The sequence below is a fragment of the Neptunomonas japonica DSM 18939 genome (assembly GCF_000422765.1).
GTDB classification, from domain to species: Bacteria; Pseudomonadota; Gammaproteobacteria; order Pseudomonadales; family Balneatricaceae; genus Neptunomonas; species Neptunomonas japonica.
The window spans coordinates 134,445-149,084 of the sequence record NZ_AUGR01000009.1; the positions used below are offsets into that span (position 1 = coordinate 134,445).

9 protein-coding genes are annotated in these 14,640 nt (G+C 42.7%); 5 read left to right on the forward strand and 4 right to left on the reverse strand.

Going from position 1 to position 14,640, the window contains the following annotated elements:
* Positions 1-152 precede the first annotated feature (152 nt).
* Complete coding sequence (locus tag G511_RS22095) at positions 153-2,819, forward strand: UvrD-helicase domain-containing protein (protein WP_156905172.1); 2,667 nt, start codon at positions 153-155, stop codon at positions 2,817-2,819.
* A gap of 69 nt (positions 2,820-2,888) precedes the next feature.
* Here G511_RS22095 and rnr read toward each other — a convergent pair whose 3' ends face one another.
* The gene (gene rnr, locus G511_RS0107445) at positions 2,889-5,159 is read right to left on the reverse strand and encodes a ribonuclease R (protein WP_028469087.1); all 2,271 of its coding nucleotides are present in this window, start codon (positions 5,157-5,159) and stop codon (positions 2,889-2,891) included.
* Positions 5,160-5,538: 379 nt separating this feature from the next.
* On the opposite strand from rnr, the gene G511_RS22100 reads away from it, so the two are divergent.
* The 3 genes from G511_RS22100 (at position 5,539) to G511_RS22105 (ending at position 8,353) form a co-directional block, all read left to right on the forward strand.
* Positions 5,539-6,480: an MBL fold metallo-hydrolase gene (locus G511_RS22100; RefSeq protein WP_051221689.1), complete on the forward strand. Its 942-nt coding sequence runs from the start codon at positions 5,539-5,541 to the stop codon at positions 6,478-6,480.
* Between the two features lie 420 nt (positions 6,481-6,900).
* Complete coding sequence (locus G511_RS24715; RefSeq protein ID WP_245573833.1) at positions 6,901-7,077, forward strand: type I restriction-modification system subunit M N-terminal domain-containing protein; 177 nt, start codon at positions 6,901-6,903, stop codon at positions 7,075-7,077.
* Between the two features lie 67 nt (positions 7,078-7,144).
* Positions 7,145-8,353, forward strand: a complete 1,209-nt coding sequence (locus G511_RS22105) for an NYN domain-containing protein (RefSeq protein WP_051221691.1) — start codon at positions 7,145-7,147, stop codon at positions 8,351-8,353.
* A gap of 501 nt (positions 8,354-8,854) precedes the next feature.
* Here G511_RS22105 and G511_RS0107475 read toward each other — a convergent pair.
* The 3 genes from G511_RS0107475 to G511_RS22110 all read right to left on the reverse strand — a co-directional run bounded on the left by G511_RS0107475 (position 8,855) and on the right by G511_RS22110 (position 11,304).
* On the reverse strand, positions 8,855-10,153 hold the full coding sequence (locus G511_RS0107475; protein WP_028469088.1) for a tyrosine-type recombinase/integrase: 1,299 nt from the start codon (positions 10,151-10,153) through the stop codon (positions 8,855-8,857).
* 82 nt (positions 10,154-10,235) lie between these two features.
* Positions 10,236-10,439 carry a (2Fe-2S)-binding protein gene (locus G511_RS0107480; protein ID WP_028469089.1) on the reverse strand — a complete coding sequence of 68 codons (204 nt, stop codon included), beginning with the start codon at positions 10,437-10,439 and terminating at the stop codon, positions 10,236-10,238.
* A gap of 139 nt (positions 10,440-10,578) precedes the next feature.
* Positions 10,579-11,304, reverse strand: coding sequence for a substrate-binding periplasmic protein (locus tag G511_RS22110; protein WP_036551656.1), 726 nt, complete (start codon positions 11,302-11,304; stop codon positions 10,579-10,581).
* Between the two features lie 165 nt (positions 11,305-11,469).
* Between G511_RS22110 and G511_RS0107490 the strand changes: the two genes are divergently transcribed.
* Entirely contained in the window at positions 11,470-14,625 is a 3,156-nt protein-coding gene (locus G511_RS0107490) for an AraC family transcriptional regulator (RefSeq protein ID WP_028469090.1), read from the forward strand.
* Positions 14,626-14,640: the final 15 nt, after the last annotated feature.

Here is a 14,640-nt window from a genome sequence, read left to right on the forward strand (position 1 = left end):
CTTAATCAGCAAGCTAGATTTACATTTTATAAAAATAGACGGAAAATACGCCGCAAAGTCTTTCGCTATTTGTTAATCGTAAATATGGCTGTTGTCGCGGTAGGTATTGCCTTGTTAATACACGTTATGGGCGTTGCTCAGTGGTAAAAAAATTGTCTTATAAACCCCATTGGTTAGGAAGGTATTTTGGTAATCAATTTGAAGAAGTGCATTTAGACGAATCAGGTCTTGTGCTGGTTAACAGTGACCAAGAGCCTACAGAATTGGCTTGGAAGGGTATTAGTAGTCTTGCTAAACATACCCCAGGCATTATTTTTGACAAGGTTGTCTTTGAGTCGGCAGAAATGACAGTTTCAATTGGGTGGCTATATAAAAATAACGCATCATCGTTAACGAACTTATTTACAGAAAAATATTACAGCTATCACTGCACATCTGCCGAAAAAGTTCTCGTCAAAATATCGGCTTACCTACAAAAAACGGGTTATCTAAGAAGTAGCCACTGTAAGGCCATTAGTGACTTCATCAGCAAAACATTGGTAAAGATACCAGTGCCCTCTGACGATTTAAATTTGCTAGCAGGTAGCAATGACACTTTATCCCAACTTAAGCGTTGGGCTGAGTTAGATGCATCAGCGATCGATGAAATAAGAACGAGATATATTTGTAAACAAAAGCAAAATTATCAAAGGCTTTTTGACACTATTGAATCTAATCTATTAACAGAAAAACAGCGCGAAGCCTGCATCATCGATGATGATAACAACCTTGTTTTAGCCGGTGCAGGTACGGGAAAAACGAGTACTATGGTGGGTAGAGTGGCTTACTTATTAGAAAGTAAGCAGGCCGTAGGGCAAGAAATATTAATGCTCGCTTTTGGTAAAAAAGCTGCCCTTGAGATGCGTGACCGAGTCACTGATAAACTGGGAAGTACCACCGTAAGCGCATGGACGTTTCATGTTCTAGGCCAAATGGTTATCACAAGTGTGGAAGGTGAGAAACCGTCGATTTCGCCGTTAGCAAGTGATGAAAAGCTCTTAAATAACCACATAGAGCAATGGTTTTCAGACTTACTGGAGATCCAGCCTTACAAAGAAGCAACCCTGAAGTATTTTGAAAATCATCTCTTCCCAGAAGCCAACCCTTTCGATTTTAAAACGCAGGGAGAGTACTTCGAATATATCCGAGCGAATGAAATAAGAACACTAAAAGGCGAAGCCGTTAAGAGCTTTGAAGAGTGCCTCATTGCGAATTGGTTGTTTGCTATGGGAATTGAGTATCAATACGAGTTATCGTACCTTGAAAGCAATACCAGAACGCCTGATTACAAGCAGTACCAGCCTGACTTTTACCTCACCGAGTTCGGCATCTATATTGAGCACTTTGGTATAGACAGAGAGGGAAACACAGCGCCTTATGTCGATGCAGCACGCTATAACGCAGGCATACAGTGGAAACGACAACTGCATAGTAAACACGCTACACAACTCATTGAGACATACCACTATGAGCAACGCGAAGGCTGCTTGTTATCTAATCTGGAATTAAAACTAGCGAGTCAGGGTGTTGTATTCGAGCCTTTACCGGCGGATTCGGTTTTACATACATTGCGTGAATTTGGCGCTATTAGTAAGTTTTCCCTACTGCTGTCGAGCCTTTTAAAGCGTTATCGCGCTAATTGTTACATACCCGGTGAGTTAGAGCGGTTAGCAAACCACGTAGAAAGTACGGGCCAGCTAAAAGCAGCAATGGATTTATTAAGGCCCATTATTGAGCGTTACCAAGCCCTATTAAAATCGAATAAAGAAATCGATTTTGAAGATATGATCGCTAAAGCCATTGGGTACATTGAAGAGGGATCGTTCACATCGCCGTGGTCGTATATTCTGGTCGATGAGTTTCAGGATATCTCCAAACCCCGTGCGCGATTAGTCAAGGCATTAAGAGACTCCAAAAAGAATACATCCGTGTTTTGTGTTGGTGATGATTGGCAGGCAATTTATCGTTTTACTGGCAGTGATGTAAGCCTCACCACAGGTTTTGAGTCATTGTTTGGCCCTACACAAATAACATCGTTAGATAAAACCTTCCGATTTAACAACAGTATTAATGAGGTGGCTTCACAGTTTGTGATGCGAAATCCATCTCAGGTGAAGAAGCAGATTACAACACATAGCGTTGTGCAAGAGCCTGCTGTTTCGTTGGTTATGAAGCCTCTTTCAGATAACGACATATTCAAAGCAACTTTAGAGATACTCAAGAAAATTGCAGGTATAGCCAAGCAGGGGGCTTGTGTCTACTTATTAGCCAGGTATCACTTCAGGTTGTTAGAACCTCACCAACTGGTGCAGCTAAAGCGTTCAGTTCCGACGCTTGATATCGAGCAGCATTCATTCCACGCATCCAAGGGTAAAGAAGCTGATTACGTTGTTATCTTGGGGTTAGATAACACTAAAAATGGATTTCCTTCACGAAAGTTGACCGATCCGCTTTTAGAAATTTTATTACCCATAGCAGAGCCTTTTCCTGATGCTGAAGAAAGGCGCTTGTTCTATGTGGCTATGACACGTGCCAAGCATCGATGCTACCTACTAACAGACATGAACAAAACGTCGGATTTTGTAAAAGAGTTGTTAACCGATAATTACGCTATTGAACTCAATGAATTCAATAGTGAAGATTCCCAGCGAACAGCGCCAGAGCATGAGTGTCCATCCTGCAACACAGGAACACTCGTAAAGAGGAAAGGGCCGTACGGGGCTTTCTTTGGATGCACGCATTACCCACTGTGTAGCCATAAAGAAAAGACGATTAGCTAAACTAACCGCCCACTCTTATCCGGTTACATAGATTTCTGAGCTGAAGCAGTGCTTAGCTCAGCAGGGTATCTAGGCCAGTTCGAATTCAATTTTGCGTTGATCCATATCGACCCGCACAACACGAATAGTAATGTCATCACCGATGCCAAAACTGGTTCGGGTTCGCTCACCTACTAAACGTTGTTGTGCCGTATCAAACTGATAATAATCATTGTTTAGGGCGGTGACATGTACTAGGCCTTCAATCAGCGTATCGTCAAGCTCAATAAACAAACCGAAATTAGTGACACTACTTATTACGCCGCTGAAAGTATCCCCCACTTGATCCTGCATATATTCACACTTTAGCCAAGCTTCTACATCCCAGCCTGCTTTGTCGGCTCGGCGGGATACACGCGAGCAATGATCCGCCATCGTCTTCATTTTATCCAGATCGTACGGGTAGCTCTTGCCTACCTCCAGAGGGCTAGCACTTTTAATCCTGTGTACTGGATCGGAGCCCATGCCGGTAAACTTTTTAAGTACTCGGTGCAGTTTACTCCCACTCTCACTACGACGGATAACCGAACGAATAGCACGGTGAACTAATAAGTCAGGGTAGCGGCGAATCGGTGAGGTAAAGTGAGCGTAAGCAGAATAGGCAAGGCCAAAGTGCCCTTGGTTATCGGCGCTATACTCCGCTTGGCTAAGCGAGCGAAGCATCATCATACGGATGACCTGAGCATCGCTACGCTCGTTAATGTTGCGCAGCAAAAGATCATAATGCGCGGGTGTTGGCTTATCGCCACCCGCCAGATTAAGGCCTCTCTCACTGAGAAATTCACGCAAATTTGTGAGCTTCTTTTCGCCAGGACCTTCATGCACGCGATAGAGTGCTGGCAAGTTTAACTTTTCTAAAAATTGAGCGGTAGCCACGTTAGCACAGAGCATAAACTCTTCGATCATCTTATGGGCATCGTTACGGATAACCGGCACTATCTGATCAATTTTTCTGCCTTTTGTGAATTTGAACTGCACTTCCTGTTTTTCAAAATCAATCGATCCGCGCTTGGTGCGGGCCGTTCTTAACGCCGCATACAATTGGTGCAGGGCATGGATATGTGGCACGACAGCATGATGATTCTTAGCAACCTGCTTACCCAACCCCTGATCAGAAGAGGCTAATAAAGCACCAACTTGGTTATAGGTCAGGCGGGCATGCGAGTTGATGATGCCTTCAGAAAATTTATAGGCGGATATTTTCCCACCACGGCTAATCGCCATTTCACAGATCATGACCAGTCGATCTACATGGGGGTTGAGCGAACACAAACCATTAGACAGTGCTTCTGGCAGCATCGGCACCACGTGACCTGGGAAGTAGACTGAGGTGCCACGTTCTTCTGCTTCCTGATCCAGTGCGCTACCGGGTACAACGTAATGCGAAACATCAGCGATAGCGACATATAAGCGCCAGCCACCGGATTTTCTTTTTTCACAGTAGACAGCGTCATCAAAATCCCGAGCATCTTCACCATCAATAGTGACAAAGGGTAAGTGTCTTAGGTCAGACCGATGAAGTTTATCGGCGTCTTTAACCTCATCAGGCATCGCTGCGGCTTCATCTAATACCGTTTGCGGCCACTTATGAGGAATATCATGGCTACGAATAGCCACATCAATTTCCATACCAGGCGCCATTGAATCTCCAAGGATTTCAACAACTTTCCCTTCAGCATTAAAGCGATTACACGGATATTCAGTGATCTCTACATTGACGTATTGGCCTGCTTTGGCACCGTTTAGCTGATCACCTGCAATATCGATCTCATTACGAATGCGGCTGTTTTCAGGCTGTAGAAAATAATCACCTTCTTCCTGCATCAAACGGCCAACAATCAGAGAGGTATTCTTCTCAATAATGCCAACAATCTGTCCTTGCTGGCGGCCACGCTGATTAACACCGCTCATAACGATGCGAACCTTGTCACCGTTAAACACTTTAAGCATCTGGCTATCATGCAAGAAAATATCGTTACCCGTACCTTCCTGTGCCAGAAATCCAAAACCGTCGGGGTGGCCGATAACTAACCCTTCAATAAAGTCGTCTTCACGTAGTAAGCTGTAACCCTTTTTACGGTCAAAAGTTAATTGTCCGTCACGCTCCATCGCCCTAAGGCGTCGTCTTAGGGCTTCTTTATCATCACTGCTGACAAGCTGTAATAGTTGGCCGAGTTGATCTCGATCCAAGGCTTTTCCTGGTTCATCGAGTAGCCCCATAATGTATTCTCGGCTAGGGATGGGACTACTGTATTTTTCATAATCGGCGGCATTAATAGCCTTTTGTAAATCTTTGCTCATATATCTCTCAAATAAAGACAGCCTTGTATTTTTCGTAGCGGCTCGATCTTTAGTGTAGAGAGAGCACAGTTATAACGGGGCAATACATAGGCGGTTATCACTCAATATTGTGAGTGAAAAAATAATTAGTATTCAGAAGGGGGACAGCCAAACGGGAGTAGCAAATCACAGCCAGAATACGGTTCTGATCATTAATGATAACGTTAGCGAAAAATAAGACTGGAATTTAAAACGGTGAAACGAGGATACTAACGAGTAATACAACCATAACAAGGGGTTAAAATACGCTTTTTCTAAGCTGCCACCACTATATAGAGTTACAGTACGTTGTCAATGAATCGAAGCGGCTAGGACCTCATCTAAACTATAAGGCGTTCCTATGAATACAAATAAAAGCTTCATATTAAAATGCGCATACATTTTAGTAGCTTCTATACTCAGCAGCTATGCATCCATAGCAAGGGCCGCAAGCTTAGATATTGAACAAGTAGCACCGAATATCTACGCAATTATTGGCCCACTGGAGCAGCGTTCTGAACTAAACCTAGCCAATAATGCGACGTTTGGTTTTATCGTTTCAGACGAGGGAGTTATCTTGATTGATAGTGGCGGAACCCTTGAGGGTGCTAAAGCATTAGAGAGAGTAATTCACACAATAACGCCCAAGCCTATCACTCATATAATCAACACCGGTGGGCAAGATCACCGTTGGTTTGGTAATCACTATTTTACGGAAAAAGGGGCGGTCACGATCACCTCGACAATGACACAAGCCGACCAGCAACAACGCGGCTCATCGCAGGCCGACAACACTGCAAGGTTAACAGGCCCAAGCTGGACGGGCACAGAGCCTCACGCCGCTCAAAAAGCGCTCTCCGATAGCACAAGATTAGAAATCTCAGGCATCACACTGAAAATAATCCCTGTGGGGCCAGCCCATACAGGAGGGGAAACCCTCGTTTGGCTGCCTAAACAAAAAGTACTTTTTAGTGGTGATGTTGTTTATGTAGAGCGCATGTTGGGCATTGGTTCGCAGTCTCATCATCACGAATGGATTAAAGCATTTGAAAAAATTGTGGAATTGCAGCCAGAGATAATAGTCCCAGGGCATGGGCACCCGACCACGTTAGCAATAGCAACTCAAGATACCTATAACTACCTCACATTTTTGAGAAATGAAGTAAGCAAATTACTACAAGCAGATGAAGACATTAGCTCAGCCAGCGCCATCGACCAATCCCAATTCAGCTACTTAAAAGTGTACGAGCAGATTAAAAACCGAAACGCACAGCGTGTATTCGAAGAGATGGAGTGGGAATAATGCAGTTTTGGTTACGACTAATAAGATCGTTAATCTTTCGTGGAAAATAGTACGGAGTAGTGATGAAATTAAAGGGGAAAATAGGTCTAATAATCACTGTAGCGATAATTTTTGTAGTCTTGGATGCAGCAGTGATTGCCTATATGTATTTTCAGAAATAATCATCGATTTAAATCCCACGTATCGTCCTTTCTCAACGCTATCATCTACTCCGAGTGCAAGAGCTGTAGTCCATATAGCGCCATGTAGTACACTGATTTTTAAACAAAATTGAGGCAGGGGACGCTTCATCTGGTTATTCCCCTGCGTATCAGCATTTAAGGCATACGCATCAATGGACAACTTCTCGCAAACGGCTGCATTTATCTGGTCAGTCGCTGATCTACTTCGCGGTGGTTTAAGCAAAGCCAGTATGGCCGAGTGATTCTACCTTTTACGCTGTTACGTCGTCTTGAGTGTGTTTTAGAAGCAGACAAGCAAGCGGTTCTGGATGCGAACGACAAGGTTAAAGGCATGAGCCTGCCTGAAGAGGCAGCAGAGAAGTTAGTGTTAAGGGCCACCGAGCAAAACTTTTACAACACCTATTTAATATGCTGATTAAAAAATCATAAATAGCCGTCGTGAGATTTGATAAATACAGTTAGGGAAAGCAGGACAAGGATGTATGGAAAAGTCAAAAATAGCAATATTTGTAGATGTCGAAAACCTTACTAAATGGGTAAAAGAAGATGGGCTAGAAAAGCTAGTCACGGATTTGGGTAGTACCGCAGGGCGAATCGTTACACGTAAAGCCTATGGCGTGTGGAGCAACAACCACATATCAAATCTTCAGGCTCCACTTAATCGCTTAGGGTTTGATCTTGTTCATAGTTTTCACCCTGTTAGTGGTAAAAACTCAGCTGATATCCAGCTAACTATGGATGTACTGGAAAGCGCTATCCGCGCAACCGATATTGAACATATTGTATTAGCCACGGGTGATTCTGACTTTTCACCACTGTTTCGACGATTACGCGAAATGGGAAAAGAGGTCATCGGTGTTGGCCCTCGATCTCCTTTAAGTGAGTGTGTTAAATCCTCCTGCACCCGTTATATCTATACCGATGTAGCTGAGGAGCAAGAAGCGCAATACGAACTGAGTGAAGCAGTGGCAATGGTTGAAACCATGCTCAATGAGTATGGTGATCCAATGGGGCTAAGTACGTTAAAGAATCAACTTATCTCTATGGATAACGCCTTTGATGAACGCAATTGGGGTTATACAAATTTCACTGCTTTCATTCGTGATATTCAATCCGTTGAAATGTTTCAAGAGAAAGGCAAGACACATTGGCTTGGGCAGCTTAAAAGAAAAGCAGTGAAGCAGGGTAGCCTTTCAGATCTCCAGCCTGCCAATACAGAAACCTATAGACAACTATTACGGACAATGAATTGGCCTTTTGTACCTCGTAGTTTAATCATTAACATTCATGATGCATTGCTCAACACACAACCAATAGAGGTTTCTGACTTAAAGGAAAATTTGTTTCAACTTGTTTCTGTTAAGCATAAGAGCAAGCTAATGATTGGAACAACGGCCAACGATATAAAGAAAGGATTAACAGTCTTATTCAAAGCAAAATTATTTGATGTGACAGCTGACAAGGAGGATGAGAAATACTGGAAATACGTAGGCAAAGCTAACTACCTGAGTGAAATAAACAAGGCGATGACCGTCAGAGTTAGGTCTGCATGCGGCAAAGAGCATGTGGCGTTTGATTCAAAACTGCTAGATCAGGCTTTAATACTAAGAAGCTTATGTATCGGTTTATCTGTATTAAAAATACAATTAAAGCGATACATAATACATATTATTTTGTTGCTCTCGAATTAGTACTAATAATCTAGACCGATATCTAAACAAAATAAGCATGCACGTACGTTGCACACAGCGTCACTTTACCCACGAAAAAGTATTCTTCGGCGCTCTCCGCACGAAACTATAAATCCAACAAAGCTTGTCTAAAACTATCAGCATCAAAACTCGTTAACGCCATGAATAGAGTGTAGTGGTTGCAATAGATAGATGTGGTCGTTTTAACTAAGATAATCTCAAATTTATGGCTTAGCTAAAATCAATAGGATCAGGAGAGCTCTAGAATAGAATAACATACAATTTAACATAATATACATTATGCGAAGTTATATATATAAGTACGGAACCCGTTAATTGGTACTATAAAATGCGGTTAGTGCTTACTTATAAATTATGAGGTTTGATAAAAAGCTGCTTTACCCTTCACTGGAATTCTAGGGAAATGCCTTCGTATGGAGAGTCGCCAAGATTTATTTTGTGTGGACCAAGTATCACTGAGCAGCACGTACAGCACCAAAATTAGTACGAGTCTGCTAGATGATCGATCGGTTTTTTAGCTGCAGATTCGTGTCGTTCTACTCTCGTGGTGTGTAGATATTGTGATGTGGTGTTGATGCTGTCATGGCCAGCATCTGCTTGAACATGTGACAGTGGCCGGTTATTAATATTTATGTCATGTGATATTCCGGTATGGCGAATACTGTGTGGTGTCATTTGCCGCATTTCGACGGCGTCTTGTTCAAAACCTTCTTTGTGTGCTGCATTAGCGGCTAGGTCAAAAACTAAACTTATCAGTTCGCGTAGCTGGCGAATACCCAAGTTAGCATTTAATAAACCAACGTCACGGCCACGTCCTGCTGCGCGATGTCGAATAAACAGTGGCGTATTTTCATTAGGTGCTGGCAATGGGCTCAAACCAAGAAAGCATCGATATCTTTGTAACGCTTTTAGTAGCTGGCCAGAGACCGCAACGGTTCTTTTTTTGCCGCCTTTACTGCGTGGAATATGGAACCCCCATACTGATGTTTTTGTGTCGCGCCTAAATTGGCCCATCATTGGTGAAAACCCAGGGCGTGCTGCAGCTTCTGAAATACGTAGATAGCAGCTGTACATTAAGCTCATTAAAAACAGTGTACGTTCGTGTCTTTCTGGTTCTGATTCAGCCAGTTTAAGAGATGTCGAGATAACGTAAGACCACTGTAATTGGGTAAACGAGCGAACTTCTTCATTATCTTCGTTCATCACTAGATTTTGAGAGTTTGACTTAAATCGTCCATTTTTCATCAACATCATAGCTGGATTACGTTCAGTATATTCCTCATTAATAAGGTAGCTAAAAAACGATGAAAGTATGGCTAATTTCGTTTTTAATGCCTTGTCTGTAATCTTGTAAGGTTGCTCAATGCCCTCCTGTTTTTTGCCTAGAAACGGGCGCCAATGAAGGTTAGGTACACGTTCTTCTAACTCTTTATCTACTACAAATTGAGCTACATTACGGTAGGCAATCAGGTGCTGTGGTGGTTTTGTGCAATAGTCGATATAACGTAACAATACACGCCGTGTAATATCACAGACAGATACGCCTTCCTCTATAAAGCTCCAATATAGAAAGCTGGTTAATTCGCTTCGATACGTTTTGTAGTTATTCTCGCTATGTCTTTGTTCTAGCAGCCAATCTACTGTGTGTTCGTATATCAAAGCAGCATCGTTAACCCGGTGCATTGTGATGTTTGCAATGAATTGGTTAACGCTTGGGTTTCCATCTTCGAGATGGCTAATGGAGTCAAACAAAGGTAACGCAGGAGGTAGATTTTGCATTGATTTCACGTTGGAATAATTTCAACTAGTATAGCAAAAACAATGTGTTATATGCGAATGCCGATAAATAGCATTATCGGCATTATGTGACGATATCAGCTTTGTGATTTAGTATTTCGTTAACATGATCAACACATTCACCGCAGCGCGGTTGTAAACCATGAACGGCAAAAATTTCACGATACTCTGTTTCTCCGTAATCAATAGATTCTTGTATGTCGTTCAAATATAAGTCATTACAAGTACATACCAATGTTGGATCTGCCTCTTTGCGGTCGAAGTTCATACTACTTCCAAGTACATCTAGTTAAAAATGTATCTTATAAGTATTTTATATTACCTGCAGTGAATTCGATGCAACTCTTGATGAAGTTAATGATGCTTAAATTAGATACTCATTTACTAACGATCTACTATTAGCATCATCATTGTGTATTGATCGTGGGCCCGCAAAGATACTTACAAACCAGTTGTTCTAAGACCCCCTGCTCATCTAGTTGATCAATGCTTGAGTTCATATCCGACAGCTTCTCTTTAATGCGAGTATTTATGCGAAAAGACACAGGGTTACTGGCGTAAGGAAGAGATGTTTCATAGTCTAGATTTTCCTCGCGCTGATAATACAGAGCAACCGCCTCTTTCATTAACCCAATGTTATTCCAGCCACGGTGTACTCGCTGGGCTATCTGCCATTCGTTGGTGAAGTCTTCGCGTATTAGATTATCAGGAACGGTATTGCCTCGTACAGTTGCTACCCGCTGCCCTGCGAGGTCTTTAAGAATAAACACGGGGAATGAAAGCTCAGGCCTATAGATGATCACTTCATTAACAACACTAAAGGGGCGCGTAAACAGCGAGACTTTTTTGAGCTCTAACCTATCGTCAACGTTAGCGGACACACCCATTTCTATATCAATCTCACCTATTTCAAAATGCCTTCTTAAGCGCGCTTGTGACAAAGGCTCGAACGATAGCGTCAGATCCAAATCTTTAGCTATCAAGCGCAAGGTATCAGGATAAATCCCTTGATACTCCCCTGCCTCATCTTGCCAAAAAAAAGGAATTTGTCCGGGTGTAGGAACACCAACACGTAATGTACCCGCTATGGACGTGTTGCTGAGAACGATGAAACATAAGCTTGCTGTTGTCATGCACAATTGTTTATAGCGTTGTAGTAGGCTCGCTATCACTGAATCATCTATTACTCTAAAAATGGCGCGCAAGGACATATTTATCAAGCACTCTATGTTAATCTTGAAGCAATAATATCTTACTCTGTCTAATTAAAAGACTCTTTTCATGCCAGTAGCATCTATATGTCGGTTATAACGGCTTCTGCAAAGCTCTTGGAGCCTGTATTACAGTTGGCTCAACACTATCGCATGGAACCGTCGCAGGTTTTTAGCAGTGCTCAACTCTCTGCGGATGAATTTACAAAGCCAGGGTCTCGTTTTCCTGCTCTACATTTTAACGATGTTTTACAAGCGCTAGCACAAGCATCTAATAATCCGTTGATTGCCCTCACTTTAGGCGAAGCTACTCAGCCGCGTTTACTCGGTTCTATCGGCTTTCTTATGTCTACAGCGCCAACTTTAGATAAGGCGTATCAAACACTCGTGGATTACTTTCCTCTTTTGTTTGAGGGCGCAGTGCTGCACATGGAGCAAACGCTCGAAGGAACGTTGCTTACCGTTGAAATGAACTCTCCTGAGTTACAACCTATAGAGTACTTTCTTGCCTGTTTAGTCAATTGGCCCCGCTCATTAACCGGCCAGCAGGTGCCGGTAAGCTTTGTTAGTTTTACCTTCTCAGAACCAGAAAATCCACAAGATTATCAACGCTTTTTTGCAGCCGAAGTAGAGTTTGATTCAGCTTCTAACCAAATATTGTTGCCTAGTTATTATCTTGCACATAACTGTTTAGATGCTAATGAAGAAATGCATCAATTACATCGTGAATTTGCTGATTCTCTGCTCAGTAAATCCAACCAACAAAGCGCGTTGATTGCACAAACCCGTCATTTAATACGCCAGCAGCTTAACGAAGGTGGCGGTACTGTTCGCCGTGATCAAGTCGCTGCAAGTGTGGGCCTTAGCTTGCGTACTCTTCAGCGAAAGTTAGGTGTTTTAGGGACTAGTTTTCAAGATGTTTATGACCACACTCGCCGTGAAGTTAGTTTGCAGCTCATACAGCGTGGGCAACTAAGTTTTGGTGAGATAGCATTTCAGCTTGGCTTTTCTAATCAGTCGGCATTTCAAAAAGCCTTCAAGCGCTGGATGGGTGTTGCTCCTAGTGCGTACCGTCAGCAAATAAACCCTGTTATTTTCTCAAGTCAGGTTACATCCTCTGCGCCAAAACCTACCAATACCGCATGGCTTGAATCCGACAGTATTAATGATGAGATTCAACACCGCATTGCAGCGCTCAATGGTTTTAGTGTGGAGCTTCTAGAATATGCTGCTTTACTCGGCGATAAGTTTGATCTTACCGAGTTAGGAGAAGCAACAAATAACCCGGTAGCACGTGTAGCCATACATCTATGGCGAGCAGAGCAATTAGGGTTGATTCAACCTGTACTAATACCTCCTCTGAGTAAAAATGCTGAGGTAGAGGATAAAGCAGGTTTCGCTTTTACACATGCAGATATTCGTTCGGCACTCTATGAGCGTATGACAGAGAGAAACCAAGCTCAACGCCATTTGTGCATTGGTGAGGCGATGCTTAATACGTTATCTCTGCCTTTTTTACTTGAGCAGATATCCCCCGTTTTGTTTCACCTTAACCAAGGTGCTCGCTTAACAGTGCAAGCCGGTATGGAAAGCAATACCATACCGAACAATCTGGTAGCATTAAATATTCAGGCAGCGTCACTTGCCGAAGCTCAACAAGATTACTTGGGCGCAGATGGATTTTTACAGCATGCTAAGCATTTGTTGTCAGATGCAGAAAGCGTCAATAGCGCCCCGTTGTTGCTACAGCGTACTCGGTTACTTTTATTGGGTGGGAAAATCGAAAGCGCTCAAAAAACCTTACAAGAACTCTCTTCAAATATAAACCTAGAAGAAACGATAAATGCTGCTTTGATGCAGGCCCAAATATACCAGCACAATGGCTTACATTCGGAGTCATTAACACACTTACTAAATATCATGTTGCTACTTGAGGAGCCACTCCCGCCTGATGAAGTTCAGCAATTGTCTTTGTTATTAACTCAATTATATGAGATCAGCGAGCGCTTTGATGCAGTGTTTATGGCGAGCATGCCTGAAATATATGATCAAAAACATTTACTAAGACTACAACTACTAGAGCAGGTCAGCTTGTTAGCACGACACCTGGGCCTGCCTTTGTTGGCTGCTTGTGCCATTAGTCGTATGACTTTGCTCAGCATTCAATATGGCCGCAGCCCTTTCACGGCATTTGCTTTTGTTAGTTATGCTTGGGTAGCCAGTTGGTTTTGTGCTGATTATGCATTAGCTCAGACGTTCTCTGCACAAGGTATGCACCTAGCTAATCAATATGGTCAGGCGGGTTGCCTTCCAGGTTCCGAAAAAGTTGATCAAAAAGACGTATCACTGAATGCAGTGTTATTACAAAGTAGCCAAGTGTTGCACTGGTTTACCCCGCTAGAAACCGCTATTTCACAATTGCTGAGCGTTGATGAGCAGGCAACGACACACAATCAGTGGCTAATACAGAGTGACTGTCGATTACTGCGTCACCAATTATTGTTTTTTTCAGCAATGCCATTGAGTGAGCAGCTAGTACGTTGCCAAGACAATCACAATACAATGATCAATCAGGGGCAGACATTTAAAGCAACATATTTAGGTGAGTCTACTCAGTTATTACTTGAACAATTGTGTTCTGAAAAAGCATTTCCCGCTACCGTAAAATACAAACACGGTTGGCAGGCTGTAAGCACTATTATCGGTGCTCTATTATTAGACCGACAGTCTATTTGGCCTGAATTATACTCTTGGGAGGCCTTGTTAGAGAATGAGCTTGCCGGGTACTTTTGTGTAACTGAAGCGCTTTTTTGCACGGCAATGATGCGCTTAATACAATCACAGCAACAACATACCCTGGGTCGTAGGCGGCGAGTAGAAATTGAACAAATTGAATCTAGGATGGAGCTTTGGGCGCGTCGCTGTCCTGATAATTTCAAAGGGCAATGGCTCTTACTTCAAGCTGAAAAAGCGCGTCTTGTTAAGCAAGATTCTTCAGATGAAAATAGTAAAAAAGAGGCTCCTGCTGTTTTATTTGAGAAAGCTATTAAAGCAACAGAAGCGCACGAATTTGGATATCATAAAGCACTCTGTTATGAACGTTATGCAGACTACTTATATGCTCAAGAGCAAACGCGACTGGCACGCTTCTGTCTAAATGAAGCCTGTTACTTATATCAATGCTGGGGAGCAGTCGAAAAAGTAAAACAACTAAGACAGACACACGCTTTACTGGCAATATAGAGCAGATATTGCAGC

Bases quoted from the DNA above. Each gene is read 5' to 3' on its own strand.
- rnr (WP_028469087.1), bottom strand. From the start codon at position 5,159: ATGAGCAAAGATTTACAAAAGGCTATTAATGCCGCCGATTATGAAAAA.
- G511_RS0107480 (WP_028469089.1), bottom strand. From the start codon at position 10,439: ATGAACTTCGACCGCAAAGAGGCAGATCCAACATTGGTATGTACTTGT.
- G511_RS22105 (WP_051221691.1), top strand. From the start codon at position 7,145: ATGGAAAAGTCAAAAATAGCAATATTTGTAGATGTCGAAAACCTTACT.
- G511_RS0107475 (WP_028469088.1), bottom strand. From the start codon at position 10,153: ATGCAAAATCTACCTCCTGCGTTACCTTTGTTTGACTCCATTAGCCAT.
- G511_RS22110 (WP_036551656.1), bottom strand. From the start codon at position 11,304: ATGACAACAGCAAGCTTATGTTTCATCGTTCTCAGCAACACGTCCATA.
- G511_RS0107490 (WP_028469090.1), top strand. From the start codon at position 11,470: ATGTCGGTTATAACGGCTTCTGCAAAGCTCTTGGAGCCTGTATTACAG.
- G511_RS22100 (WP_051221689.1), top strand. From the start codon at position 5,539: ATGAATACAAATAAAAGCTTCATATTAAAATGCGCATACATTTTAGTA.